We start from the raw sequence: 26,834 nt of genomic DNA, 5'->3' as shown, positions 1-26,834 counted from the left end.
ACGGTAATGAATGCTACGGACGGCGGAACAGCACCGAGATCCCGTCGCGGAGCACCGGCTCGCCGTGCGAGTAGCGCAGGCCCACGGTGCCGGTCTCGTTCTCGATCCCGACGGTGGCGGTGCCGCCCTGTTCGGAGGCCCGGGCGTCGAGGTCGCGGTAGCCCACCTCGATGTCCCCGTTGGCGAGCAGCGTGACGGAGAAGGTGATCCGGTGCGACCGGTAGCCGTAGATGTAGGCGTTGCGCCACTCGACCGTGAACGTGCCCGGTCCGGCGCTGGTCAGGACCTGCGAACTCGCGTCGAGCCCGAGGTCGCGCCAGAACGGGTAGACGGCCGCGTTCGGGGCGCTGGTGGCGGGCAGGTCGACGTTCGCCGCCGCCGAGGTGGCCGTGCCGAACGCGAGCACCCCGTTGCTGTCCACGGTCGCGGCCGTGTACGTCTGCCCGTAGTACGGGAAGGCGAACGGCAGGGTCACCGGGGCCACCTTGTCGTCGCCGGTCAGCGCCAGGGTCGTCGCGCCGGTCCGGAACGGGCGGGCCGCGTCGACGCAGGTGTGCCCGTACCCGTCGGTGCGGGCCGTGACCGCCAGGTCGGCGACCTTGGGCCCGTCGACGATCACCGAGGCCGTGGCGGGGGTGACGCACCGGCCGAGGCCGAGGGTCGCCGTCACGCCGTAGGTGCCGGGGGTCAGGTTGGTGAACGCGTACCCGCCCGTGGCCGAGGTCGTGGTGGTCTGCCCGCCGGGTGTCAGGGTCACGGTCGCCCCGCTCAGGGGCCGCCCGGTGCCCGCGATCGTCGCGGTGCCGGTGACCGACAGCGCGGACGAGATCGGGGTGTAGCTGGCCGTCAGGGTGGCAGGGGTGGCCGGCGCGACGAGGACATGGGTCTGCGCGCCGCCGTCCGACCAGGTCCCGAACGCGTACGCCTGGCCGCCGACCACCTGCGGGGTCGGAGCGCTGACCGACTGGGACGAGCCGACGATCACGGTGCGGGTGAACGGCCCGGTCCCGGTCGCCGACCCCACGGACACCTGCAGGCCCGCCGGGGCGGTCGCGAACGTCAGGTCGACGGTGCGCGGGTCCAGCCGCACGGTGCTCGTCCCGGTCAGGCCGGCCGAGTCGGTGGCGGTGAGGATCAGGTCCAGGTGCGACGGGTACTCGTGGTCCGGTGCCGTGAACGTCCCGCCCGCCCCGTCGAACTCCCGCACCGCGTGGCTGTGGCAGTCGGTGGCCGACGAGCAGTGCTGGAGCACGAGCTGCCAGTGCAGCCGGTTCGCGGGCAGGGTGCCGTCCTGGGTGTCGGTGGCGTGCCCGGCGAAGGTGACCGTGTCGCCGACCTTCCACCGCAGGGAACCGGCGGGGGAGTCGATCACGGCGGTCGGCGGTGAGTCCCCCGGGTTGATCTGCCGGGTGGTGCTCGCCGAGGCCCCGGTGGAGTCGGTGACGGTCAGCTTGGCGGTGCGCGGCCCGGCCGTGGCGTAGGTGTACGACGCGGTCCGGCCGATGGCGTCCTGGGTGCCGTTGTTGTCGAAGTCCCACCGGTAGGTGAGGATGTCGCCCGGGTCGGGGTCGGTGCTCCCGCCGCCGTCGAACGCGACGGTCAGGGGCGCCGGGCCGGCCGACGGGGTGGCGGTGAAGGCGGGCACGGGCGGGCGGTTGGCCGGGTAGTACCGCAGGCGGCGGATCGTGCCGCCGTTGAGGTCGGCGTAGTAGACGTCCCCGCCGGGGCCGATCTCCAGGTCGGCGGGCCCGGCCGCGCCGGACGCGAACGTCTGGATCTTCGTCGGGTCGGGCAGGCCGTTGGCCCCGACGCCCATCGACCAGATGCAGTTGCGGCTGTAGTCGGAGAAGAACAGGCTGTTCTGGTACTGCGCGGGGTACGTCCCGCCGCTGCCCGGGTAGAACGCGAGCCCCGAGATGGCCGAGCCCCCGGTCGGGCAGGCCTCCCCGGCGACGACCTTGCTGTCGTGGTTGTAGGTGTAGTGGGGCGCGGTGACGCCCCCGGCGGTGTACAGGCTCTCGCACAGGCTCACATTCACGTTGTCGTACTGAGCCTGCCTGCCGGTTCCCTCGTAGCACGGCCAACCGAAGTTCCCCCCGGGCGCGGCGAGCCGGTCGATCTCCTCCCAGGTGGTCCAGCCGACGTCGGCGGCCCACACCTCGGACGTCCCGGGCCGCACGGCCAGCCGGAACGGGTTGCGCAGCCCGAACGAGGAGATCCGGCGCGCGTTGGCGTCCGCCGAGGACGCGTACGGGTTGCCGGGCAGCCCGGCCCCGGTCGCCGGGTCGATCCGGATCACGGTCCCGTCCAGCCCGGTCGGGTCGGCGGTGGTCCGCACGTCCTGGGAGCGCAGCGCGCCGCCCTCCGCGCCGGGCGGGGCCGGGTTCGCGCCGCCGGGGTCGCCGCACGGGTTCACCGGGCTGCCGTCCTGGCCGTAGTCGGTCCAGTTGAAGCTGGCCCCGTCGCCGGCGGAGGCGTACAGCGCGCCGTCCGCCCCGAACGCCAGGTCCCCCACGGAGTGGCTCGGGTACTGCTGGCACCAGTCGGTCACCAGCACCTCCTCGGGCCCGCTCATCTGGTTGCCCACGGCCTTGAGCCGGGACAGCCGGCCGGTCACCACGCAGCCGTCGGCGGTGTCCCCGGGCGGGTTCGGGCAGGCGTCACCCCACGTCGGGGCCGTACCGCCCGGCTTGGCGTCGTAGGTGTAGAGCACGTAGACGTACGGGCTGGTCGGGAAGTTCGGGGCCAGGGCCAGGCCGAGCATCCCCCGGTCCCAGAAGTTGTGCACCTTGGCGGACAGGTCGGCGAAGGTGTCGGGGGTGGGGTCGTCCAGCGAGTCGTACACCTTGATCACGCCGTTCTTCTGGGCGACGAAGATCCGCCCGTCCGGTGCGAACTCGATGTTCGTCGGCTGGTTCAGGCCGGTGAACACGGTCTGCTCGACGAAGCCGCTCGGCAGGCCGGCGGCCGTCGCGGGCGGACCCGGGACGAGGGTGGCCGCGAGGAGGCCGGCGGCCGTGAGCAGGCGACGGAGCTTCATGCGAAGCAGCATATGAAGGAAGCTCAATATAGAGAGTGTCGGATGCGTGACTCTCCGCAGGTGATCTGGGAGCCCCTGACACGAAAAGAACGCAGGTTGTACCGTGTGAATGTCGACCGAGATGAAGAGGTGCTGGTGTCATGGCGGAGCCCGTGGACGGACACGTCCCGTATCCCTATCCGCTGCCCGAACCGGGCAGGTTCACCCGGTTCATGACCCGGATCGTGGAGAAGCCCGCGTGGCTGGCCCCGGCCGTGGCGGTCGGCTGCTTCGGCGGCGCCGTCGCCTACACCCTGCTGATGGACCCCACGGTGGCCCAGGCCGGCGCGGTGCCGACCTGCGCGATGAAGCTCCTGACCGGGTTCGACTGCCCGGGCTGCGGCGGCACCCGCGCGTTCTGGTACGTGCTGCACGGCAACCTGCCCGAGGCGGCCCGGCACCACATCCTGGTGCTGTTCGCGCTGCCGTTCCTCCTCTACATGTTCGTCTCGTGGACCTGGAACCGGATGGCCGCGTCGAAGATCCCGGCGCTCCGGTTGCCACCCCAGACGATCGCGGTGTTCCTCGTGGTCTGGGGCGTGTTCTCGGTGCTGCGGAACCTACCGTGGGCACCGTTCACCATGTTCTACGTCTGACCTGGTCGAACAGAAAAGCCCGGGCCGAGGCCCGGGCTTTTCGCGTTACCTCACGTCCGTCGGAACAGGATCGTCAGCGTGTTCCTGAGCACCGGATCCGCGAAGGAGTACTGCAGCGCGGTCGACCCGTCCGGACTCTCGATCCCCACGGTCGACGCGCCGCCCTGCTCGCTGTCGCGCGCGTCCAGGTACTGGTAGTTGAACCGGACGTTCCCGTTCGGCGACAGGATCACCTCGAAGTTCAGCCGGTACGACTTGTACCCGTAGATGTGCACGTTGTTCCAGTCGATGACGAACTCGCCGTTGACCGTCGCGGTGCGCAGCTGCGAGCTGGCGTCCATCTTCAGGTCCGCCCAGAACGGGTAGATCCCGTTGTTCGGGGCCGACGCCGTCGGGATCGCCCCCCGGTTGATCACGCTCGACGGCATCGACGTGAACGACAGCATGCCGTTGGTGTCGACCCAGGCGGTGGAGTAGTTCCCGCCGTAGAACGGGAACGCGAACGGCAGGCTGAGCTGCTGCACCGCGTCGTCCCCGGTCAGCGGCTGGACGGCCGTCCCGGGCACGTACGGCCCGGCCGTGGAGTCCACGCAGCTGTACCCGGAGTTGTCGTGCAGCGCGTTCACGGCCACGTTCGCCGTGGTCGGCCCGGCCACGGTCACCGACGCGGTGTGCGGGGTGACGCACCGGCCCAGGCCCATGGTGACCGTGACCCCGTAGTTGCCGGAGGTGACCCCCGAGAAGGAGTACCCGCCGGTCGCCGACGTGGTCGTGGTCTGCCCGCCCGGGTTCAGCGTCACGGTCGCCCCGGGCAGCGGGCGCGCCGTGCCGTTGATGGTGACCGTCCCGGCCAGGCCCTGCTGCTGCGGGGCCCCGGCCGTGAAGTTCGCCGTGTACGTCGTCTCCGCCGCCGGCGCGTCGACCACGTGGGTCTGCGCCCCGCCGTCCGACCAGCCGGTGAACGTGTAGGTCACCCCGTTGAGGGTCTGCGGGCTCGGCGCGCTGATCGAGTTGTGCGACCCGGAGATGACGACCTGGGCGCTGGGCGCGGGCTCCGTGCCGTACGCCGTGGACAGGGTCAGCCCGGGCGGGTTGGTCGCGAAGTTCAGCTTCGTGGTCTTCGGTTGTAGCGGCCGGGACGTGGTCGCGGTCCGCCCGCCGGAGTCCGTGGCCGTGAGCACCAGCTCCAGGTGCGACGGGAAGTCGTGGTCCGGGGCGTCGAACGCGCCGGAGGCCACCCCGTTGAAGTTCTGCAGCACGTGGGTGTGGCAGCTGGTGTCCTCCACGCAGTGCTCCAGGCGCAGCTCCCACTTCAGCGCGCTCGGCGGCAGGGCGCCGTCCTGCGCGCTCGTGGCGTGCCCGGAGAACGTGATGTGGTCGTCCACCTGCCAGGTCAGGCCGTCGGTCGGGGTGTCGATCACGGGGACCGGCGCGCCCACGCCCACGGCGACGGGCACGGTCGTGCTGTTGCTGGCCCCGCCGGGGTCGGTCACGGTCAGCTTCGCCGTGAACGAACCGGTGCCGGTGTAGGTGAAGCTGGGCTGCGGCGTGGTCGCGTCGACCGTGCCGTCGTTGGTGAAGTCCCAGGCGTAGGTCAGCGCGTCGCCGGGGTCGGGGTCCGACGAGCCGGTCCCGTTGAACTGCACGGTCAGCGGGGCGGGGCCCGAGGTCGGGTTCGCGGTGGCCACGGCGGTCGGCGGCTGGTTGCCGGCGAAGTACCGGACCCGGCGGATGGTGCCGCCGGACATGTCGGCGTAGTACAGGTCGCCGCCGGGGCCGATCGACAGGTCGGTGGGGGTGGCCGCGCCGCCGTCGAACAGTTCGACCTTCGTCGGGTCGGGCAGGCCGTTGGCCCCCGGCATCATCGCCCAGATGCAGCTGCGCGCGTAGTCGGCGAAGAACAGCGCCCCGTTGTACCGGCCGGGGTAGTTGCCCTTGCTCGACTGGTAGAAGGCCAGCCCGGTCGGGGACGAGCCGTCGATGGCGCAGTTGTCCCCGGGCACCACGGCGTCGGCGTGGTTGTACGCGAAGTACGGCTTCGTGGTGGAGTTCGGCGTGTTGTACAGCGAGGTGCACAGGTTGAGCCCGGCGCTGCCGTACCCGCTGGTCTTCTGGAGCCCGCCGTTGTCGCCCTCGTAGCAGGGCCAGCCGAAGTTCTGCGGGGTGGCCGCCTTCGGGTTGACGACCCGGTTGATCTCCTCCCACTTGCGCCAGCCCACGTCGCCGACCCAGATCTCGGAGGTACCGGGCCTAAACGTCAGCCGGTAGGGGTTGCGCAGCCCGTACGCCACGACCCGCTTGGTGTTGGCGTCCTGGCCGCCCGCGAACCACGGGTTGTCGTTGAGGGGAGCGGCCGTGTTCGGGTCGATCCGGATGATCGTGCCGCCCAGCGGGGTGTGCGTCCGGTCCACCGCGCGCACGGACTGGCTGCGCAGCGCGCCGCCCTCCGCCGTCGGGGCCGTCTGGACGCCGCCCACGCCGCCCGGGGCGTCGTCGCACGGGTTCACCGCGGGGTAGCCGGCCTGGCCCCAGTCCGCGAAGGTGGGGCTGGCGCCGTCGCCGCCGGAGACGTACAGCGCGCCGTCCGGGCCGAACTCGACGCTGCCCACCGAGTGGGTGAAGAACTGCTGGCACCAGTCGTTGAGCAGCACCTGCTCGTTGCCGACCATGTGGTTGCCGCTGGCCTGGAGCCGGGACAGCCGGCCGCTGATGACGCAGCCGTCCTTGGTGCCGGGCGGGTTGGAGCACCCGTCGCCCCAGGTCGGGGCGGTGCCGCCGATGGGGGCGTCGAACGAGTAGAGAACGTACACATATGGGTTGGTGGGGAAGTTCGGCGGCAGCGCGAGGCCGAGAAGACCACGGTCCGTGTAGTCCTGGACGTTGGTCGACAGGTCCGCGAACACGTCGGGAGTGGTGTCGGCGAGGGAGTCGAAGACCTTGATCGCGCCACCCTTCTCCGCCACGAAGATCCGGCCGTCGGGGGAGAACACCAGGTTGGTGGGCTTTGTCAGTCCACTGAGGACCACTTGTTCCTGAAAACCGGTCGGCAATGTGGCGGCCTGGCCGGGTTCCGCCTCGAACGGCAGTCCGATCACAGTAAGTAACGAACCCACCACAGCTAGAGCTGCGAAAAGGGCACGACGCGGCATCGACATGGCAAAGAATGTAAGCCCATCACTTGTACCGCTGACAGCCCTGTCGCCTAGATGACGACAGGACTGTCCGAACGGCTCTTGTGACGCTGAACGATCAGGCGGGGTTGAGTACCCGGTGCACCTCTATGTCCCCGCTCGCCGTGCGGACCTGGAGGGTCAGCTGCGAACCGGTGGGCGCCGCGCCGCTGCCCATGTTGAGGTCGCTCGTCGTGCGGCCGCTCGCTGTGGACAGGTCCAGCCAGACGGCCGTCCCCGCCAGCACCCCGACCCGCACGTCCCCGGACGCGGAGGTCACCTTGACGGTTCCGGACCGGGTGGACGCGATCTGGATGTCCCCCGACGCGGTGTCCGCCTTCACCGACCCCCCGACGGGGCCGACGGTGATGTCGCCGCTGGCCGAGTGCGTGGACGCCTCGCCGCGCACCTCGCCGATCCGGATGTCCCCGGACGCCGACCGGGCCTCCGCGCTGCCGCCGACGTCCCCGATGAACAGGTCCCCCGACGCGGTCTTGGCTTTCAGCGAGCCGCCGACCTGGCCGACCCGCAGCGCGCCGCTGGCCGAGTCGAGCACGGTGTCGCCCGCCGCCTCGTCGAGGTGCACCTCGCCGGACGCGGAGCTGATCCGGGCCTCCGCGTACCGGCCCTTGAGCCGGGCGTCGGCGGAGGCGACCTTCACGGCCACGGTGCTGTGCTCGGGCAGCAGCACGGTCACCCGCAGCTTGCCGCTCTTCCACAGCCCCTTGAGGCCCTTGTTCTCGGGTGCCTCGACCACGAGGTCGTCGCCGTCGAGGGCGACCCGGGTGTTGGCGGCTGCCTCGCGGGAGCTGTCGCTGGAGTCGCCGGGCTCGACGACCACCTCGATGGTGTCGCGGGCCTCGGCGGTGACCACCAGGCTGCCGGCGTGGACCCGGATATGGGCGTTGACGGGGCCGGGGGCGGCGAAGTCGTACATGTCAGTCCTCCGTGGGGGTGGTCTAGGCCTGGGCGAAGCCGGTGACCCGGCGGCCGTAGCGGACGTGCGAGGAAGGGAAGGGCGGCTCGCCCGGGTTCTGTACGGCGGAGCCGATGGCGCGGACGAGCCAGGAGTTCACCGAGATGGCCTCGGCCTGGGCGGCGCGTTCGACCGCCTGCTTGAGCGGCTCGGGGAGTCGGAGGGTGATCCGGGAGATGTCCCCGCCGTCGGGCTCGCCCGGGGGGAGCGGCGGCATCGGCGGGGGCGGGGGCGGCGGGACCGGCGGCATCGGCATCGACTCGGACACGACGATGTCGGCGTCGCGGCCGCGCAGCCGGATCTCGACGCTCGTGTCGGCGAGCCGGGTGGTGATCTCGGCGGCGGCGTCCGACAGCGCCTCGAGCAGGGCCAGCCGGGCGGAGGCCTCGAGCGAACCGGTCAGGAGTTCGGCCGCCCGGGTCATCTCCGGACCACCGGGGGCGGCGGCCGCGGTGAGATCGCGGCGTAGGGAGTCCAGGTACGGGGTCAGTTCCATGACGTCATCATGACATCAAAAGTGCTGTCGTGCAATGTCAGCCTGACATCGCCGCGTGTCATCCTCCCAGGGCACGCCGGGCTCACGGCCGTCGGGCACCGTTCCCGGGCTAGTGTTCTCGGCGAGTCGACGCCCAGGAGGCCCCGCGCTATGCCCGTGATCGTCCCACCGAAGGTCCAGCTCATCGCGTGGACACACTTCGAACCGCCGGCCGACGTGCCGTGGGAGACCGACGCGGAGGGCGGCCAGGCGCTGGCCGAGTTCGCCGGGCGGGCCTGCTACCAGTCCTGGTCCAAACCCAACCCCGCGACGAGCACCAACGAGGGGTACCTGAGCCACATCCTCGACGTGGGTCACCTGTCCGTCCTGGAACACGGGACGGTCTCCTTCTACTTCAGCGGCGTGTCCCGGTCGTGCACCCACGAGCTGATCCGGCACCGGCACTTCTCCTACAGCCAGCTCTCCCAGCGGTACGTGCCCGAGGGCGACGCCGCCATGGTCGAGCCGGCCGTGATCGCCGAGGACCCCGAACTGCACGCCCGGTTCGTCGCGGCGGCCGAGGCGAGCGTGGCCGCGTACCGCGCACTGCTCGACGGGCTGGAGCGCAAGCTCGCCGACGTCGGCAACGCCACCCTGCGCCGCAAGCAGGCCCGCCAGGCCGCCCGGGCGGTGCTGCCCAACGCCACCGAGACCCGGATCGTCGTCACCGGCAACTACCGGGCCTGGCGGCACTTCGTCGCCATGCGGGCCACCGAGCACGCCGACGTCGAGATCCGCGAACTGGCCGTCGAGGTGCTCCGCCAGCTCCAGGGTCGGGCCCCGAACGTGTTCGCCGACTTCCGGATCTCCGCGCTGCCCGACGGCACCGAGGTCGCGTTCAGCCCCCACGAGGCCGTGTAACGACGCGACCACGCCCCGCGATGAGGTGAGTAGCCCCGTGGCGTGCCGGACCCCCGACCGGCGCGGCACGGGGCTCACACCGTCCGCCCCGGGCGGAGGTCGCCTCCCGGCCCGGCAGGTCACCCCGGGTGACGCTCCGAAGGTCGCCGATGTGTCGCAGGTCGGCTTGATCGGCGCTCAGGGTCAACGGCGCCGGTCGATCAGCTAGGTTTGTGGAATGACGAAGGTAGCCACCCATCCGTTCGGTCGCCTGATCACGGCGATGGTCACGCCGTTCCAGGCCGACGGCTCCCTGGACCTGGCCGGCGCCCAGCGGCTGGCTGCCCACCTGGTCGACGAGCAGCGCAACGACGCCCTGGTGATCAGCGGGACGACCGGCGAGAGCCCCACCACCACCGACGTGGAGAAGACCCGCCTGCTCGAGGCCGTGGTCGAGGCCGTCGGGGACCGGGCCCGGATCATCGCCGGCGTCGGCACGTTCAGCACCGCGCACACCGTCGAGCTGGCCCAGTCGGCGGAGAAGGCCGGCGCGCACGGCCTGCTCGTCGTCACCCCGTACTACTCCAAGCCCCCGCAGGCCGGCATGCTGAAGCACTTCACCGCCGTCGCGGACTCCACCGGCCTCCCGGTCCTGCTCTACGACATCCCGCACCGGGCCGGCGTGGCGATCGCGACCGAGACCCTCGTCCGGCTGGCCGAGCACGAGCGCATCGTCGGGATCAAGGACGCCAAGGGCGACCTGATGGCCTCCTCCGACGTCCTGCGCCGCACCGACCTGGCCTACTATTGCGGCGAGGACGCGCTGACCCTGCCGTTCCTGGCGATCGGCGCCGTGGGCGTCGTGGGCACGTCCACCCACCTCAGCGGGGCCGAGACCCTGCGCATGATCGAGGCGTTCGAGCGCGGCGACCACGCCGAGGCGCTCCGCCTGCACCAGCAGTTGTTGCCGATCTACACCGGAATTTTCCGTACCCAGGGCACCATCCTGGTCAAGGCGGCCATGAACGAGCGCGGCCTCCCCGGCGGCCCCGTCCGTTCCCCGCTCGTCGACGCCACGAAGGAGGAGCTGGCCACGCTGCGCGCGGACTGCGCCGCAGCGGGCCTCGCCCTATGACATCCGAATCAGGAGAGAAACTGTGACCGAAGCGCACGCGGAGCTGGGCCCGCCGCCCCCGCTCCCCAAGGGAGGGCTGCGGGTCACCCCGCTGGGCGGGCTCGGCGCGATCGGGCGGAACATGACCGTCTTCGAGTTCGACGGCAGACTGCTCATCGTCGACTGCGGCGTCCTGTTCCCCGACGTCGACCAGCCGGGCGTGGACCTGATCCTGCCGGACTTCTCGACGCTGCTCGACCGGCTCGGGGACATCCAGGCCATCGTGCTCACCCACGGTCACGAGGACCACATCGGGGCCGTGCCGTACCTGCTGGCCCACAAGCACGACATCCCGCTGGTCGGCTCCAAGTTCACCCTGGCCCTGGTCGAGGCGAAGCTCGCGGAGCGGCGGATCACGCCGTACACGCTGACCGTCACGGAAGGTGACCAGGAGCGGCTCGGTCCGTTCACGTGCGAGTTCTTCGCCGTGAACCACTCGATCCCCGACGCGCTCGCGGTCGCGATCAAGACGGACGCCGGGGTCGTGCTGCACACCGGCGACTTCAAGATGGACCAGCTGCCGCTCGACGGCCGGATCACCGACCTGGCCGGCATGGCCCGGCTCGGCTCCGAGGGCGTCGACCTGCTGCTGTCGGACTCGACGAACGCCGAGATCCCCGGCTTCGTCACCCCCGAGCGCCAGATCGGCCCGGTCCTGGACACCATCTTCCGGGACGCCAAGAGCCGGATCATCGTCGCGTCGTTCGCCTCGCACGTGCACCGCGTGCAGCAGGTGCTCGACTCCGCGCACTCGCACGGCCGGAAGGTGGCCCTGATCGGCCGCTCCATGGTCCGCAACATGGGCATCGCGCGCGACCTGGGCTTCCTCAAGATCCCCCAGGGCCTGCTCGTCACCATGGACGAGATCAAGGAACTGCGGCCCGACCAGATCGTGCTGATGTCCACCGGGTCGCAGGGCGAGCCGATGAGCGCGCTCGGCCGGATGGCCACCGGCGACCACCGGCACGTCACGATGGAGCCCGGCGACACCGTCGTCCTGGCGTCCTCGCTGGTGCCGGGCAACGAGACCGCCGTGTTCCGGGTGATCAACCAGCTGTCCCGGGCGGGCGCGATCGTCGTGCACAAGGACGTCGCCAAGGTGCACGTGTCCGGGCACGCCCCGGCCGGCGAGCTGCTCTACCTGCTCAACACGGTCAAGCCGACCAACATGATGCCGGTGCACGGCGAGTGGCGGCACCTGCGCGCCCACGCCCGGCTCGCCATCGACAGCGGCATCCCGGCCGACCGGGTCGTGCTCGCCGAGGACGGCGACGTCGTCGACCTGGTCAACGGCCGGGCGAAGATCGTCGGACACGTCAAGGCCCGCTACGTGTACGTGGACGGCCTGGCCATCGGCGACGTCGGCGAGAGCCTGCTCACCGAGCGCAAGATGCTCGGCGACGGCGGCTTCATCTCCGCCACCGTCGTGGTCGACTCGGTGACCGGCAAGGTCGTCGGCGGCCCCATGGTCTCGGCGAAGGGCTTCTCCGACGACCCGGCCGCGTTCAACCCGGTGCTGCCGCTGATCACGGAGGCGCTGGACCGGGCCGCCGCCGAGGGGATCGGCGACCCGCACCAGCTGCAGCAGATCATGCGGCGGACCGTCGGCCGGTGGGTGAACGACAAGTACCGTCGGCGCCCGATGATCGTGCCGACCGTGGTCGAGGTCTGACCCCGGCCCGAACGTCACGAGGCCCCGCGCACCCACCCGGTGCGCGGGGCCTCGACGTTTCCGGGCGGGGCACCCGGGTGAGCTCCGGGCAGGGCGTGGGGCCGGCCGGTGTCGGGGACCTGACGGGGTCCACGGTCCTGAATGTCGGGAATGGTGGGAGACACAGCGCCAAGGCCGGGGACAAAAGCGGGGCTCATTGATGATCTACCGTTACCGTGTCACCTATGGCTGGTCGCGCAACTCCGAGCGGTGGCCGCACGTCCTCCACGCGGGCTGCGACCGGGCGCTCGGCCACACCCCGTAAGACAGCCGCGAAGGCGGCCCCGCGCAAGGCGGCGGCCCCGGCGAAGTCGAGCGCCCTGGCCCCGGTCGGCCGGGCGCTGGGCAGCGCGTGGATGGGTGGTGCGAACGCGGTGGGCTGGATGGCCCGTGGGCTGGGCCGCAAGGCGGCGACGGCCAAGGATCTCGACCCCGAGCACCGCCGCGACGGCGGCGGCCTGCTCCTGCTGGGTCTCGCGCTCGTGCTGGCCGTCGCGGTGTGGTTCGACGCGGCCGGCCCGTTCGGCAAGTGGCTGTCGGACACCGTGCGCTGGTGCGTGGGCGCCGTGTCGGCCGCCCTGCCCGTCCTGCTGGCCTGGGGCGCGATCCGGGTGATGCGCAACGAGCCCGACCCGGAGCACCGGGGGCGGGGCCTGGTCGGCTGGGGCGCGCTGATCTCGTCCGTCGCGGGCCTGCTGCACGTGATCGGTTCGCCGGAGACGACGGCGAAGCAGGCGTACGCGGGCGGCATGCTCGGCCGCGGCTTCGGCGGCCTCCTGGAGGCGGCGGTCACCGGCTGGGTGGCGATCCCGCTGCTGCTGCTGTTCCTGCTGTTCGGGCTGCTGGTCATCACGGCCACCCCGCTGAACCGGATCCCGGAGCGGATCGCCCGGCTGTGGGCCATCGCGCTGGGCCAGGCCCCGGCCGTGGAGACGTTCGACGACGAGGACGCCGAGGACGAGGAGGAGGCCCCGACGGCCCGTCGCCGGCCCGCGCGCCGCCGGCAGGCCGCGCTGGTCGAGCCCGTGTCGGAGTACGAGACGGAGGAGGTCCCGGAGCCCGAGCCGGTGACCCGCCGGGTGCCGTCGACCCGCAAGGCCCCGGAGCACACCCCGCCGCCGACCCGCGCCGAGCAACTGGCGCTGACCGGTGTGGAGGGCGACTACAAGCTGCCGCCGCCGGACCTGCTGGGCAAGGGCGAGCCGGCCAAGACCCGCTCCAAGGTCAACGACGACGTGATCGCCTCGCTGACCGGGGTGTTCGACCAGTTCAACGTGGACGCGATGGTCACGGGGTTCACCCGGGGGCCGACGGTGACCCGGTACGAGGTCGAGCTGGGCCCCGGCGTGAAGGTCGAACGGATCACCCAGCTGTCGCGCAACATCGCGTACGCGGTGAAGAGTCCCGACGTGCGGATCATCAGCCCGATCCCCGGCAAGAGCGCGGTCGGCATCGAGATCCCGAACCTCGACCGGGAGAACGTGTCCCTGGGCGACGTGCTGCGCTCCCGGGCGTCCACCTCCGACCACCACCCGATGGTGGCGGCCCTCGGCAAGGACATCGAGGGCGGCTTCGTCGTCGCGAACCTGGCGAAGATGCCGCACCTGCTCGTCGCGGGCGCGACCGGCGCCGGCAAGTCCAGCTGCATCAACACGCTGCTGGTGTCGATCCTGTCCCGGGCCACCCCGGACGAGGTCCGGCTGCTGCTGATCGACCCCAAACGGGTCGAGCTGACCCACTACGAGGGCATCCCGCACCTGGTCACGCCGATCGTGACGAACCCGAAGAAGGCGTCCGACGCCCTGCAGTGGGTCGTCAACGAGATGGACATGCGCTACGACGACCTCGCGGCCAACGGGGTCCGGCACATCGACGACTTCAACCGCAACGTGCGCAGCGGGAAGATCAAGGCGCCGCCGGGCAGCGAGCGCGTGATGCGGCCGTACCCGTACCTGCTCGTGATCGTCGACGAGCTCGCCGACCTGATGATGGTCGCTCCGCGTGACGTCGAGGACGCGATCGTCCGGATCACCCAGCTCGCCCGGGCCGCCGGCATCCACCTGGTCCTCGCGACCCAGCGGCCGTCCGTGGACGTCGTCACCGGCCTGATCAAGGCCAACGTGCCGTCCCGGCTGGCGTTCGCCACCTCCAGCCTCGCCGACTCCCGGGTCATCCTCGACCAGCCCGGCGCGGAGAAGCTGATCGGGCGCGGTGACGCGCTGTTCATGCCCATGGGTGCGAGCAAGCCGATCCGGTTGCAGGGCGCGTGGGTGGACGAGGCCGAGATCGCGGCCGTGGTGAAGTTCTGCAAGGACCAGCGCGATCCGGAGTACCGCGAGGAGGTCGTCGCCGCCCCGGCCGCCAAGAAGAAGCCGGAGGAGGACGTCGGCGACGACCTGGAGCTGCTGATCTCGGCCGCCGAGCTCGTGGTGACCAGTCAGTTCGGTTCGACGTCGATGCTCCAGCGCAAGCTGCGGGTCGGGTTCGCCAAGGCGGGCCGGCTGATGGACCTCATGGAGCAGCGCGGCATCGTCGGCGCCTCCGAGGGCTCCAAGGCCCGGGATGTCCTGATCAAACCGGATGAACTGGACACGACCCTGGACGCGATCCGCGCCGAGGCCTGAGGCCGACGCGGCCGCTCCGGGGACCGGGCGGGCGGCGGATATCCAGGGAGCCCGACGTGCCACGAGCGGCCCGGGCGGCTGGCGGGTGGTCGGCGCTTCCCACTCGTACCAAAATGATGGTTTTGGTGGGGTGGCGCACAGCGGTCCGGGGAGTGTCGGGCCTGCCCGCTAGACTCGCGGGGTGTCTGCACCCACCACTCCCCGCCGTGTCGCCCTCGTGACCCTCGGCTGCGCCCGCAACGAGGTCGACTCCGAGGAGCTGGCCGGCCGGCTCGCCGCCGGTGGCTGGGAGGTCACCACGGACGGCGAGAAGGCCGACGTGGTGATGGTCAACACCTGCGGTTTCGTGGCCTCCGCCAAGCAGGAGTCGATCGACACCCTGCTCGCGGCCAGCGACACCGGCGCGAAGGTCGTCGCGGCCGGCTGCATGGCCGAGCGCTACGGCAACCAGCTCGGCGACGCGCTCCCGGAGGCGTCGGTGCTCAGCTTCGACGACTACCCGGACATCTCCGACAAGCTGGAGTCGCTGCTGCGCGGCGAGGAGCACGAGGCGCACACCCCGCGCGACCGGCGTTCCCTGCTGCCCCTGACCCCGGTGAAGCGCCAGAACAGCGGCGTCGTCATCCCGGGCCACGCCGTGGTCGACGAGGCCACCCCGGCCCACCTGCGCCAGACCCTGCGCCGCCGGCTGGAGGGCGGCCCGGTGGCCTCCCTGAAGCTGGCCTCGGGCTGCGACCGGCGCTGCTCGTTCTGCGCGATCCCGTCCTTCCGGGGCGCCTTCGTCTCCCGCACCCCGGACGAGCTGCTGGCCGAGGCCGAGTGGCTGGCCACCCAGGGCGTGCGCGAGCTGGTCCTGGTCAGCGAGAACTCCTCCTCCTACGGCAAGGACCTCGGCGACCCGCGCCTGCTGGAGAAGCTCCTCCCGCAGCTCGCCGGGATCGCCGGCATCGTCCGGGTCCGGGCCAGCTACCTGCAGCCCGCCGAGATGCGGCCCTCGCTCACCGAGGCGATCGCCACCACCCCGGGCGTCGCGCCCTACTTCGACCTGTCCTTCCAGCACTCGGCCGAGCCGGTGCTGCGCCGGATGCGCCGTTTCGGCTCCACCGACCGGTTCCTGGAGCTGATGGCGAGCATCCGGGAGCTGTCCCCGGAGGCCGGCGCGCGCACCAACGTGATCGTCGGCTTCCCGGGCGAGACCAGGGCGGACGTCGGCGAGCTGGAGCGCTTCCTGACCGGGGCCCGGCTCGACGCGGTCGGCGTGTTCTCGTACTCGGACGAGGACGGCACCGAGGCCGCCACCATGACGGGCAAGGTCCGCAAGGACACCATCAACCGGCGGTACGCGAAGATCAGCGAACTGGTCGAGGAGCTCACCGCCCAGCGCGCCGAGGACCGGATCGGCACCACGATCGAGGTGCTCGTCGATCGGATATCCGACGGAGCCGAGCGCGACAGTGCGGGTCAGCCGGTGCGCGAGGTCGAGTCCCGGGCCGCCCACCAGGCTCCCGAGGTCGACGGTTCCACGGCCCTCGTCGGCGGAATCGCGGATCAGCTGCGCCCCGGCGACCTCGTCCGGGCTACGGTGACGGCATGCGGCGGAGTGGATCTGGTGGCGGAGCCGGTCGAGGTCATCGACCCGGCCACCCGACCATGACCTCCGCCGGAGTGTCATGATCACTCCTGTGAAACGGGTCCCGATCCGTAACCCGGCCAACGCGCTGACGGTCCTACGGCTGATTCTCGTCCCGGTGTTCGCCGCCTTCGTGATCGTCTCGGAGATGACGGACTCCTGGTGGCGCATGGCCGCCTGCGTCGTGTTCGGCATCGCCTCGGTGACCGACCTGGCCGACGGCTGGATCGCCCGCACCTGGGGGCTGATCACCGCGTTCGGCAAGGTGGCCGACCCGCTGGCCGACAAGGCCCTGACGGGTACGGCCCTGGTTCTGCTCTCGGCGTACGACGTGCTGCCCTGGTGGGTCACGGGCCTGATCCTCGCCCGGGAGCTCGGCGTCACCCTGATGCGCTTCTGGGTCCTCCGGCACGGTGTGATCGCGGCCAGCCGGGGCGGCAAACTGAAGACGTTGCTGCAGATAGCGGCCATCGCGTGGTACCTGTGGCCCTTCCCGTCCGGTCTCGCCACGGTCGGCCCGTGGCTGATGGCCGCGGCCGTCGCCGTGACCCTCGTGACCGGGTTGGACTACGCGTTCCGGGCGTTCGCGCTGCGGCGGAATACCCAGGCCTGAGGAACGTTGAAGTCGACAACGGTCTGGTATGTACCCGGTTCGCAGTGCGAGCATGTACGGTGACAGCGGTTGGTGAACGTAGCCCTACGGGTACCGACTGGTATGGGGAAGGAGTGTGGCGATGATCCTGCTGCGTCGTGTGATCGGCGACACGCTGCGTTCGCGGCGGCTTTCCCAGCACCGCACGCTGCGTGAGGTGTCCACCGGGGCCAACGTGAGCCTCGGCTACCTCTCGGAGATCGAGCGGGGCCAGAAGGAGGCGTCCAGCGAGCTGCTGGCCTCCATCTGCGACGCCCTCGACGTGCCGTTGTCCCAGGTTCTCCGCGAGGTCAGTGACACCCTGGCCGTGACCGAGGACCGTCCCGCCGTGCTGCAGGCCGTGGGCGCGCCCTCCGGCAAGCCGGTCAAGCAGTCGACCGCGAAGGCGTCCAACCCGATCGAGCGCAGTGTGGCGCACCTCCGGGCGGCCTGAAGCACCTTCGGATTTCCGACACGGCGACCGTCCTGCGGGGCGGTCGCCGTTTCGCTGTCCGCGTGGTGGCCGGACCTGCCCGGCCCGGCGCGTGACCCGGTACCCGTCGGGGGTCGGGCTTTCCGGTGGGAGGGCGGGGGAGGCGGGCGCTGGACGAGAGGTGCGACACTTGGGCCCCACCCTTCCGCGGAGGCACCTGTGTCCTACTCGACGCCCCCTACGTCGCGACGCAACCCGCTGCCGATCATCATCGCGGCCGTCATCGGCGTCGTGGCGATCGTCATCACCTACGTCGTTCTGAAGTCCGGCTCCGACGACGAGCCGACGGCGCGCAAGCACCGCGAGGGCTGCGTGGCCCTCGACGTGAACTCCTCGGTCGAGAAGGCCGGGCTGTTCGGCCAGGTCGCCGACGCGTACAACAACGCCGGCCGGACCGTCGGCGGCAAGTGCGTGGACGTGACGATCAGTTCGACGGCGTCCGGGGCGGCGGCCGAGGCGCTGGCGAAGGGCTGGGACCCGGCCCGGGAGGGCGCGCCCGTCCCGCAGGTGTGGAGCCCGGCCTCGTCCTCGTGGCTGGCCCTGTCCCGGCACCAGAGCGGTACGGGCGACAAGGGCGTCGTGGTGCCCACGGGCCCGCAGCCGTCGATCGCGCAGTCCCCGCTGGTGCTGGCGATGCCCAAGCCGATGGCGGAGGCGCTGGGATGGCCGGACAAGCAGCTCGGCTGGTCGGACGTGCTGGGCCTGACGACGGCCGGCTGGGGCAGCGTGGGGCACCCTGAGTGGGGCACGTTCAAGCTCGGCAAGACCAACCCGCACTTCTCGACCACGGGCCTGCAGTCCACCGTCGGGGTGTACTTCGCCGCGACCGGCCTGTCCAGCGACCTGAACGAGCAGCAGGTGGCCGACCCGAAGGTCCTCGACTACGTGAGCAAGATCGAGTCCGGGGTGGTGCACTACGGCGACACCTCGCTGACGTTCCTGGCGAACATGGCCGAGGCGGACAAGCAGGGCCGGGGCCTGGCGTACATCTCGGCGGTCGCGATCGAGGAGAAGTCGGTCTACGACTACAACGAGGGCAACCCGACCGGTGACCCGAAGCTGACGGGCAAGGGCACCAAGCCCCGGGTCCCGCTGGTGGCGATCTACCCGAAGGAGGGCACCCTGCTCTCCGACAGCCCGTTCGTGACCCTGACGACGGCCAGCGAGGAGCAGAAGGCGGGCGCGGCGGACTTCCTGAAGTTCGTGCGGGAGCCGGCCCAGCAGAAGCGGTTCACCGACCAGGCGTTCCGGTCGTTCGAGGGCAAGACCGGGCCGGTGCTCAAGCAGGAGAACGGGCTGCTGCCCCAGGCCAAGGTGAGTCTGCTGACCCCGCCGTCGCCGGCGGTGCTGGCGAAGATGGTCTCCGGCTGGGACGCGCTGCGCAAGCGGGCCCAGGTGCTGCTCGTCCTCGACGTGTCGGGCTCGATGGCGGAGACGGCCACGGGCGGCCGGTCGCGGCTGGAGCTGGCCAAGGACTCGGCGCTCAAGTCGCTGGACCTGTTCGCGCCGGACGACCAGGTCGGGCTGTGGACGTTCAGCACGGAGCGGGGCGGGGCGTCGACGCCGTACACGGAGCGGGTGCCGATCGGCAAGGTCTCCGACGTGAAGGCGCAGCTCATCGCCCAGATCAAGGGGCTGAGCCCGGAGGGCGGCACGGCGCTGTACGCGACGGCGCGCGCCGCCCAGCGCAAACTGCTGGCCGTGGCCGACCCGAACCGGATCAACGCGGTGGTGCTCCTGACGGACGGCAAGAACGAGTACCCGAAGGACGACAACCTCGCCCAGTTGGTCAAGGACCTCGACGCCTCGAAGATGGAGGAGTCGGTCCGGGTGTTCACGATCGCGTTCGGCGAGCAGGCGGACCTCAACGCGCTGCAGAGCATCTCCCGGGCCTCCCGGGCCGCGGCCTACGACGCGCGCGACCCCGCGACGATCGACAAGGTCATGGTCAACGTGATCAGTAACTTCTGATGGCACTCCGCGACCATCTCACCGAACCCTGGGGCGTCCTCGCCGCGGGGCTGATCGGCGGCCTCGGCGGGGCGGTGACCGCCGCGACCGTCTCGGCCGGCGTGGGTATCGCGCTGGGCATGGGCGTCGCCGCCGCCGTCTACGGGCTCCGGGTCGGCCTGGGCGTCGCCTTCGACCGCCCGTCGGCTCCCGGGGCCCCCGACGGCCCCGAACTGCTGGCCACGCCGACCCGCCGGCTGCCGGAGCCGCCCACGGGCAGCCCGGCCGAGCTGTGGCTGCGCCGGGCCGAGGGGGCGGCGGGCGCGCTGCGCCAGCAGGTCGCCTCGGAGGAGGACCCGATCCTGCGGTCCCAGATCGACCAGGTCGACGAGGGCGCGGTCAGCGTACTGGGCGATCTGCGGAGATTCGCCGGTCAGGTCACGTTGCTGGCGGACACGGCGGCGTGGATCGACGCGCCGGCCCTGCACGAGGAGTACGAGGCGCTGACGTTCGCGTTGCAGACCGGCCCGGCGAACCTGCGCGACGAGCGCCAGCGGGGCATCCAGGCGGTCCGGGACCAGCTGGACTCGCACCAGCGGCTCACCGAGGCCCAGGAGACCCTCCTGGTGCGCATGCAGGCGGCCGTACTGGGCCTGGAGGGCCTCGTGGTGCGCCTGGCCGAGTTGTCGACCATGCACGCCGCGTCGGATGTGGTGGGGGACACGACGAGCCGGGTACGCTTGCTGACCGAGGATCTTGACGGGTTGCGGTCGGGTCTGGCGGACGCCGAGGCGTTGTCCCGACAGGTGCTCGCCGGGGAGCCTCCTCCCGGAGGATGATGGACGGGCGACTGAATTCACCCCGAGGTGGGTGGGTGCGCCGCACCCGGGCCTGCGACGATAGACAGACAACCGCACGGCGCATGCCGGAGAGAGGACCGCAGCGATGGCTAACCCCTTCGTCAAGGGTTGGAGATACCTGATGGCGCTGTTCGGCGCCAAGATCGACGAGTACGCCGATCCGAAGGTCCAGATCCAGCAGGCGATCGAAGACGCGCAGCGCCAGCACCAGGGGCTCGTCCAGCAGGCCGCGGCGGTGATCGGCAACCAGCGTCAGCTGGAGATGAAGCTGTCCCGCACGATGTCCGAGGTCGAGAAGCTCCAGGCGTCGGCGCGGCAGGCGATCGTCCTGGCGGACAAGTCCCGGGCCGCCGGCGACGAGGCCAAGGCCACGGAGTACGAGAACGCGGCGTCGGCCTTCGCGACCCAGCTCGTCTCGCAGGAACAGTCGATGGAAGACCTCAAGGGGATGCACGACGGCGCGATCGCGGCCGCCGCACAGGCCCGCAAGGCCGTCGAGAACAACGCGATGATGCTCCAGCAGAAGCTCGCCGAGCGCACCAAGCTGCTCAGCCAGCTCGAGCAGGCCAAGATGCAGGAGACCATCGCGGCCTCCCTGGAGTCGATGAGCTCCCTCGCCGCCCCCGGCAACACCCCGTCGCTGGACGAGGTGCGCGAGAAGATCGAGCGGCGCTACGCCAACGCCCACGGCCGCGCGGAGCTCGCCTCCACCTCGGTCGAGGGCCGGATGCTCGAGGTGCAGAAGTCCACGCTGGACATGGCCGGCCAGTCCCGCCTCGACCAGATCCGCGCCTCGATGTCGGGCGACAAGCTCGCGGCCACCCCGGAGACCCCGGCGGTGTCCGGCACCGGCAACACGGCGGGCGTCACCCGCCTGGATGAGATCCGCGCCTCGATGGCCAAGGACAAGGACTCGTCCGCGGGTTAGTCCGGCCCGGCACGACACGCAGCACCTTCGGGGCGCCCGCATCTTGTGGGCGCCCCGAAAGCTCTGACCCACTTTCCGGGTACGCGGCCGGATCGGGCAAGCGGGCACACACGGCGCTCCGCGGGCGGCGGTACGCTTGCTGGCATGACCGGCGACCCGCGTGCCAAGTATTTCCGTCGGCTCCGCCGGTTGCGCCGCGCCGCGCGTCGGTGGAGCGTCATCGGAGCCACGCTGGGGGCCGCGACGGCCGTCCTGCTGCCGTACCACGGGATCGGCCTCCCCGACGTGTTCTGGGCCGCCTCGGCCGGCGGTTCGATCGCCCTGGCCGCGTGGCGCTGGTCGGACCTGAAGGCGCTCGCCGCCCAGGAACCGCCGGCCGCGCTGCCCGGCGGCGACCCGCTGAGCAAGGTCGTCGCCATGCTGTCGCGGCACCCCACCGGCAAGGCCGCCATCGACCAGCTCCGCCGCCAGCGCAGCAAGGCCCAGCTCCGGGGCACCGCCGCCGCCACCGCCGCGGCCCGCCTGGACCGCGCGTCGGCGACGATGACGGGCCTGACCGGCCGGCTCCGGGGCCCGGTGGAGTCGATCGCCGCCGAGGCCGCGTCCGCCGAGGCGCTGCTGTGGGACGTGGCGGGCCGCACCGCCGGGGTCGACAAGGCCCGGCAGTTCGCGCCCGTGGACACGCACGGCTCGCTCGACGCGGCCCGCGCCTCCCTCGTGGCCCAGCTGGACGAGGGCGTCACGGCCTACGAGCGGCTGGTCGCCGCCGCCGCCGAGTACGTGGCGGAGGACAGCCGGACCGGCCCGCACAGCCCGACCACGAACCTGCGGCTCAGCGAGGCCGTGGACATGCTCCGCGGCCACGCCCAGGGCCTGGCCGAAGCCCGGGACCTGGGCCGCGTCTAACGCCCTTGATCTAAAGCTCTTGATCTAAGGCGAAGTGGCCCGCTGAGGGCGGTGCTGGCAAGCGAATGGCCCGGATGCTAGGGCAGCGCCCTGCGTCCGGGCCATTCGCGCAGTCCAGCGCCGCCCTCAGCGGGTCCAAACGGCCTCAGTAGTTCTTCCATTCGCCGCTGACGACATCCACGATCCGGGGGTGGGTCAGGGTGGACGGGGGCATGTCGAGCCGCCGCCGGTCCGCCGGGAACGTCGTGGCCGCCGCCAGGGTGGCCGCGTCCAGGTACCGGCGCGGCGGCGCGTCGGGCGCGAGCGTCGGCACCGGGGCCGCGTCGGCGGCGGACAGCAGGTAGCCCCAGTCGCCGAAGGAGGGCACGTCCGCGTGGTACGGGGTGGTTGCCAGGCCGGCCTCGCGGACCGAGGCGTCGATGGTCCAGAAGCCTCGCGGCGCGAAGTACGGGGAGCCGGCCTGGACGACCGCCCGGCCGCCGGGGGCCAGCGCGTGCCGGATCAGGCCGTAGAACTCGACCGAGTAGAGCTTCGCGGTGGCGGGGCTGTCCGGGTCGGGCAGGTCGACGATCACCGCGTCGTACCGGTCGGTGGTCCCGGCCTGTTCGGGGGTCGGGGAACCGCCGCCGCGCGCGCCGTCGCGCAGCCACGTGAACGCGTCGGTGTTGACGACCGTGACCCGGGGGTCGGCGAACGCGTCGTGGTTGAGGTCCTTGAGCAGCGGGTTCGTCCGGGCCAGCGTGATCATGGCGGGGTCCAGTTCGACCAGGGTCGCCGAGCGGACATCCGGGTAGCGGAGCACCTCGCGCAGGGCCAGGCCGTCGCCGCCGCCGAGGATCAGCACCCGGCCGCGCGGGCCGGCGAGGACGGGGTGCACGAGGGCCTCGTGGTAGCGGTACTCGTCGACGGACGCGAACTGCAGGTCGCCGTTGAGGTAGAGCCGGACGTCCGCCGCCCCGGTCAGCGCGACCGACCGGGTGACGACGATGTCCTGGTACCGGGTGCGCTCGGCGTGCACGATCGGATCCTTGTACAGCTGCTGGCGGGCCGTGGTCTCGAAGTCGTCGCTCACCACGTACCCGAAGGCGAGGATCGTGAAGACGACGACGCACCCGGCGGTGAGCGCGGCGCGGGACCGACCACCCAGCTCTTTGCGGAACAGGCCGAGGACCAGGGTCAGGCCGCACACGGCGTTGAGCGCGCCCACGACCAGCGCGCCCTGGATCAGGCCGAAGAACGGCAGCAGCAGGAACGGGAACGCCAGCCCGCCGAGCAGCGCGCCCACGTAGTCGGCGGCGAACAGGTCGGACACCGCCTCGCCCGCGTCCTGTTTGCGGATCCGCTGCAACAGCACCATGAGCAGCGGGATCTCCGCGCCGATCAGGAGCCCGAGCAGGAACGCCACCACGATCAGCGCCGGGGTGTACAGGTCCAGCCACGCGAACGCCGCGTACAGCCCGAGGACGCTCAGCCCGCCGCACAGCGCGAGGATCAGCTCCACGGCCGCGAAGGTGGCCGCGGGCCGGCCCAGCAGCGGCTTCACGGCGAACGCGCCGACGCCCATCGCGAACACCATCACGGCGAGTACGACGGACGTCTGCCCGACGGTGTCCCCGATCAGGTACGAGCCGAGCGCGACCAGGGCCAGCTCGTAGACCAGCCCGCAGGCGGCCACGACGAAGACCGTGGAGAGCACGAAGGCCCGGGAGAGGCGTTTCACGGGGTGGGCTGGTTCCCTGCGGGGTCGGTCGGCGTGGGGCCGGGCGGGGTGCCGCCCGGGTCGGGGGCCGGGGCGGTGCCGGGCGCGGTGCCGTCGGGTGCCGGTCCCGTGCCCGGTGCGGGGTGGACGCCGGGCCGTGGGCCGCTGTCGCCGACGCGGGGGCCGGAGGGCCCGCGGGGTTGCCGCCCGGCGGCCCGGGCGTCGTCCGCGGTGCGCTTCGCGAGCGCCCGGGCGAGCTTGTCGGCCATCCGGGCGGACTCGGCGGCCCGTCGGCGGCGCTCCGGCAGCGTGTACCCGAACAGGCCGTAGAGCCCGATGCCGAGAGCGGCGCCGAGCAGGGCGACGGCCGCGACGAGCAGGCCGGAGTTCTCCCGGAGGAAGTCCGAACCGGCCCTGGTGAGCGGCTCGGGACTCTCGGTGGAGGCCGGCCCCTCGGGCACCGCCGCCTGGCCGTGCGTCGTCATCAGCAGCGGCAGCCCGAGCACGGCGGCGGCCGTCGCCTCGGCCGGCGCGTCGATGATGGCGGTGTTGGTCAGGCCGGCCTGTTCGAGCTCCGTGCGGGTCGGCAGGGACAGCCCGGCGCTGCCGGTGAGCGAGTAGTAGCCGGAGTCCTCGGACTCGCTGGACTCCGAGGTCCAGTCGACGTCCACGGACAGCAGCACCCACTTGGGGCACGCCTTCGGGTCCCGGACCGGCTTGTCGACGCCGAGGTTGGAGCCGACCTGCTTCTTCAGGGTGTTGAACGACAGCTCGTAGCCGTAGCAGACGCCCTGGGCCTGGTGCGCCTTCGCCAGTTCGGTGACCAGGGCCTCGGCGCCCGCCGTGTCGAACTGCGCGCCCTGCTCGACGTACGTGGTCCCCTCGGGGCCGGAGCTGGGCACCAGCACGAGGAAGGCCACGAACCCGAGGACGAGGGCCCCGGCGCCGCCCGAGAGCAGTGTCCTGAAGTTCCGCGTGTTCGCCGCTTTCGCGGCGGCTGTGGGGTTCGCCGCCATGGCTAGGAGATCGCGGCGGCGATGATCGCCCCCGAGGTGAGGTGCGCCGCGACGGAGACCCACACGGCCGGGTGCGGCTCCGGGTCGCACAGCAGTTCGCCGAGCTTGCCCGGGGTGGCCAGGTCCAGCAGGACGAAGGACACGGCCATCACGACGAGGCCGAGCAGGCCGTACAGGCCGGTGTCGACGATGCCCTTGGCGAAGTCGTCGTTGCTGTTCACGATGGCCACGACGACGATCATGCCGACGCCGACCAGGCCCGAGGCCAGCAGCAGGGCCGCGTTGCGGTTCCGGTCGACCCAGATCAGGTCCCGGAGCTTGCCGGGGGTCGCGATGTCCACCAGCACGTAGCCGACGGCCATCAGAGCGATGCCGACGCCGCTGTACGCGAGCGTCGCCAGGATGTCAGTGAGCATGGGGAAGTCCCTTCATTTGCCGCTGCCCGGTCCGCCACCGCGGCCGGCCTCGCCCTGACCCGTGGTGAAACCCCAGTAGCCGCCGACGTGGGAGTGGTAGCGGCGGTAGGCCCGGTCGGAGTCCTCGACCCGGATCAGGCTGCCCGAGCCGCGGGGGAACACGGCGACCACGTCGTCGGAGTAGCGCAGGTAGTACCCGCTGGCGTCGGCGAACTCCTCGGCGGGCTTCCAGCCGCCCCGGATCATCGCGGCCACGGCGGCGGGGGCCTTCGTCGACCGGTACGCCTGGGCGCCGTCCACGTCGTCGACCGCCGAGCGGGTGAACGACCGGGACACGTACCCCCGGGGGGAGGTGGCGCTGCCGAACACGGCGATCCCGCCGAGCACGAGGGCGAGGACAGCGGCGATGCCGCCGAACACGTACCACTTCCTCATCGGGGCACCTTCACGGTCGTCGACGTCACGGCGAGCTCGCCGGTCTGGGGGTAGGAGTGCCAGGTACGCCACGTGATGCCGTCGGGGGTGGCGGTGGCGAACAGGGCGGTCAGCGCGTCCGGGGAGCCGGGGAACATGCCCACCAGGGCGCTGCGGGTCGAGCCGAGCTTGGTGCGCAGGTGCCGCAGCCGCCACGGGTCGAGGACCCGGATCTCGGACCGGAAGGTGTAGCCGGCCTCCACCCACTCGTCCGGCAGGGGCTCGGACCGGTCGGGCAGGCAGGCGACGGTCTCGATCAGCCGGCCGGCCGGGGTGTCGAGGATCGCCTGGTGGGAAGCGCCGAGCAGGCGCAGTTCCAGCCGGGCGTCGACCGTCTCCACGAACAGGGTGTCGAGCGCGGGCAGCAGCGGGCCGCCGAGGGTGAAGGACAGCGCGGCGGCGTTGGTGTCCACGTAGGGCACCGGAATCGTCGTGATCATGACCGGGGGAACACCCGCAGCTCGTGCCGGTGCAGCTTCTCGCCCCGGGCGACCTCCCACGTGCCGGAGTCGCCGTACCGTTCGAAGGACAGGCGGGCGTCGCCGGCCTTGTAGTCGTGGTAGGCGAGCGTGCCGGCCGGGTCGAGCCCGGTGGTGCCCGTCGCCGTGTACCGCGCGGTGCCCGACTCGTCGGAGGCGTAGCGCCGGCCGTCGAGGTCCACCGTGGCCGGACCGGGCGTGACGGTCGCGCCCTTGACGTCGGTCCACAGCACCACGATCAGGTCGGGGTCCTCCTCGACGGACAGCCACAGGTCACTGGTCTCGGCGTCGCCGAGCAGGTGTTCCTTCCACGACCAGGAACCCTCGCTGATGTGCAGGGAGCCGCGCACCGCGTACGCGTGGCCACGGATCTCGATCGTGTCGCCCGGGCCCAGCCGGCGCGGGTCGCCGAGCTCGGCGTCCACCCCGAGGTCCGCCAGCGGGTCCACGGTCGCCGCCCGGGCGAGCGTCGCGGCGTCGGCCGCCTGGTGCCTGCGCGCGGCCCGACGGGCTGCCAGCACCACCACGACCACGACGATCAGTAGCAGCGCGACGACAGCGAGCAGTACTGCGATGACCTGGGGGTTCACCGGGTCTCCAGCCGAATCTGTGAGTGTTGTGGCACGACAACCTACCAGGAGGAAGCC

At 71.7% G+C, this 26,834-nt stretch carries 22 protein-coding genes; 12 read left to right on the top strand and 10 right to left on the bottom strand.

Annotation, left to right across the window (positions count from 1 at the left end):
- Positions 1–13: 13 nt before the first annotated feature.
- Entirely contained in the window at positions 14–3,040 is a 3,027-nt protein-coding gene (locus tag AB0M43_RS19600; RefSeq protein WP_363726544.1) for a PQQ-dependent sugar dehydrogenase, read from the bottom strand.
- 140 nt (positions 3,041–3,180) lie between these two features.
- Here AB0M43_RS19600 and AB0M43_RS19595 point away from each other — a divergent pair, with 140 nt between their 5' ends.
- Entirely contained in the window at positions 3,181–3,675 is a 495-nt protein-coding gene (locus AB0M43_RS19595; RefSeq protein WP_363726542.1) for a DUF2752 domain-containing protein, read from the top strand.
- A 50-nt stretch (positions 3,676–3,725) separates the two neighbouring features.
- On the opposite strand, the gene AB0M43_RS19590 is transcribed toward AB0M43_RS19595, so the two are convergent.
- The 3 genes from AB0M43_RS19590 to AB0M43_RS19580 form a co-directional block, all read right to left on the bottom strand.
- A complete protein-coding gene (locus tag AB0M43_RS19590; protein WP_363726540.1) occupies positions 3,726–6,770 on the bottom strand; it encodes a PQQ-dependent sugar dehydrogenase in 3,045 nt (1,014 codons plus the stop codon).
- A gap of 154 nt (positions 6,771–6,924) precedes the next feature.
- Positions 6,925–7,782 carry a DUF4097 family beta strand repeat-containing protein gene (locus AB0M43_RS19585; RefSeq protein WP_363726538.1) on the bottom strand — a complete coding sequence of 286 codons (858 nt, stop codon included), beginning with the start codon at positions 7,780–7,782 and terminating at the stop codon, positions 6,925–6,927.
- A 22-nt stretch (positions 7,783–7,804) separates the two neighbouring features.
- Positions 7,805–8,317, bottom strand: a complete 513-nt coding sequence (locus AB0M43_RS19580) for a hypothetical protein (RefSeq protein ID WP_363726536.1) — start codon at positions 8,315–8,317, stop codon at positions 7,805–7,807.
- Positions 8,318–8,467: 150 nt separating this feature from the next.
- Here AB0M43_RS19580 and thyX point away from each other — a divergent pair, with 150 nt between their 5' ends.
- From thyX to AB0M43_RS19525, 11 genes are all read left to right on the top strand, one after another.
- Positions 8,468–9,217: an FAD-dependent thymidylate synthase gene (gene thyX, locus AB0M43_RS19575; RefSeq protein WP_363726535.1), complete on the top strand. Its 750-nt coding sequence runs from the start codon at positions 8,468–8,470 to the stop codon at positions 9,215–9,217.
- Between the two features lie 217 nt (positions 9,218–9,434).
- Positions 9,435–10,331 (top strand): 4-hydroxy-tetrahydrodipicolinate synthase, encoded by an 897-nt coding sequence (dapA, locus tag AB0M43_RS19570; RefSeq protein WP_363726533.1) that lies wholly within the window; start codon positions 9,435–9,437, stop codon positions 10,329–10,331.
- A gap of 22 nt (positions 10,332–10,353) precedes the next feature.
- A complete protein-coding gene (locus AB0M43_RS19565; RefSeq protein WP_363726531.1) occupies positions 10,354–12,042 on the top strand; it encodes a ribonuclease J in 1,689 nt (562 codons plus the stop codon).
- Between the two features lie 224 nt (positions 12,043–12,266).
- Positions 12,267–14,705 (top strand): DNA translocase FtsK, encoded by a 2,439-nt coding sequence (locus AB0M43_RS19560; protein ID WP_363726528.1) that lies wholly within the window; start codon positions 12,267–12,269, stop codon positions 14,703–14,705.
- Between the two features lie 181 nt (positions 14,706–14,886).
- On the top strand, positions 14,887–16,359 hold the full coding sequence (rimO, locus tag AB0M43_RS19555; protein ID WP_363726527.1) for a 30S ribosomal protein S12 methylthiotransferase RimO: 1,473 nt from the start codon (positions 14,887–14,889) through the stop codon (positions 16,357–16,359).
- Between the two features lie 16 nt (positions 16,360–16,375).
- Positions 16,376–16,948, top strand: coding sequence for a CDP-diacylglycerol--glycerol-3-phosphate 3-phosphatidyltransferase (gene pgsA, locus AB0M43_RS19550; RefSeq protein ID WP_363726525.1), 573 nt, complete (start codon positions 16,376–16,378; stop codon positions 16,946–16,948).
- A gap of 121 nt (positions 16,949–17,069) precedes the next feature.
- Positions 17,070–17,420, top strand: coding sequence for a helix-turn-helix domain-containing protein (locus AB0M43_RS19545; protein WP_363726523.1), 351 nt, complete (start codon positions 17,070–17,072; stop codon positions 17,418–17,420).
- A gap of 198 nt (positions 17,421–17,618) precedes the next feature.
- A complete protein-coding gene (locus tag AB0M43_RS19540) occupies positions 17,619–19,430 on the top strand; it encodes an extracellular solute-binding protein (RefSeq protein WP_363726521.1) in 1,812 nt (603 codons plus the stop codon).
- A complete protein-coding gene (locus AB0M43_RS19535) occupies positions 19,430–20,248 on the top strand; it encodes a hypothetical protein (RefSeq protein ID WP_363726520.1) in 819 nt (272 codons plus the stop codon). The genes AB0M43_RS19540 and AB0M43_RS19535 overlap by 1 nt, the downstream gene beginning before the upstream one ends.
- A gap of 106 nt (positions 20,249–20,354) precedes the next feature.
- Positions 20,355–21,197, top strand: a complete 843-nt coding sequence (locus AB0M43_RS19530) for a PspA/IM30 family protein (protein WP_363726518.1) — start codon at positions 20,355–20,357, stop codon at positions 21,195–21,197.
- A gap of 144 nt (positions 21,198–21,341) precedes the next feature.
- Positions 21,342–22,103, top strand: coding sequence for a hypothetical protein (locus AB0M43_RS19525; RefSeq protein ID WP_363726516.1), 762 nt, complete (start codon positions 21,342–21,344; stop codon positions 22,101–22,103).
- Positions 22,104–22,248: 145 nt separating this feature from the next.
- Here the strand turns inward: AB0M43_RS19525 and AB0M43_RS19520 are convergent, their stop codons facing one another.
- Genes AB0M43_RS19520 through AB0M43_RS19495 form a run of 6 tightly spaced genes read right to left on the bottom strand, consistent with a single transcriptional unit; the run spans position 22,249 to position 26,777 of the window.
- The gene (locus AB0M43_RS19520) at positions 22,249–23,823 is read right to left on the bottom strand and encodes a polyamine aminopropyltransferase (RefSeq protein ID WP_363726514.1); all 1,575 of its coding nucleotides are present in this window, start codon (positions 23,821–23,823) and stop codon (positions 22,249–22,251) included.
- On the bottom strand, positions 23,820–24,818 hold the full coding sequence (locus tag AB0M43_RS19515) for a hypothetical protein (RefSeq protein ID WP_363726512.1): 999 nt from the start codon (positions 24,816–24,818) through the stop codon (positions 23,820–23,822). The genes AB0M43_RS19520 and AB0M43_RS19515 overlap by 4 nt, the downstream gene beginning before the upstream one ends.
- A gap of 2 nt (positions 24,819–24,820) precedes the next feature.
- Positions 24,821–25,234 (bottom strand): DUF350 domain-containing protein, encoded by a 414-nt coding sequence (locus tag AB0M43_RS19510; RefSeq protein ID WP_363726510.1) that lies wholly within the window; start codon positions 25,232–25,234, stop codon positions 24,821–24,823.
- A gap of 12 nt (positions 25,235–25,246) precedes the next feature.
- Entirely contained in the window at positions 25,247–25,669 is a 423-nt protein-coding gene (locus tag AB0M43_RS19505) for a DUF4247 domain-containing protein (RefSeq protein WP_363726508.1), read from the bottom strand.
- Complete coding sequence (locus tag AB0M43_RS19500; protein WP_363726506.1) at positions 25,666–26,148, bottom strand: DUF2617 family protein; 483 nt, start codon at positions 26,146–26,148, stop codon at positions 25,666–25,668. The genes AB0M43_RS19505 and AB0M43_RS19500 overlap by 4 nt, the downstream gene beginning before the upstream one ends.
- On the bottom strand, positions 26,145–26,777 hold the full coding sequence (locus AB0M43_RS19495; protein ID WP_363726504.1) for a DUF4178 domain-containing protein: 633 nt from the start codon (positions 26,775–26,777) through the stop codon (positions 26,145–26,147). The genes AB0M43_RS19500 and AB0M43_RS19495 overlap by 4 nt, the downstream gene beginning before the upstream one ends.
- Positions 26,778–26,834 lie beyond the last annotated feature (57 nt).

This window comes from Longispora sp. NPDC051575 (genome assembly GCF_040681875.1).
Taxonomy (GTDB): Bacteria; Actinomycetota; Actinomycetes; order Mycobacteriales; family Micromonosporaceae; genus Longispora.
This window is presented reverse-complemented; position numbering and strand designations above follow the sequence as displayed.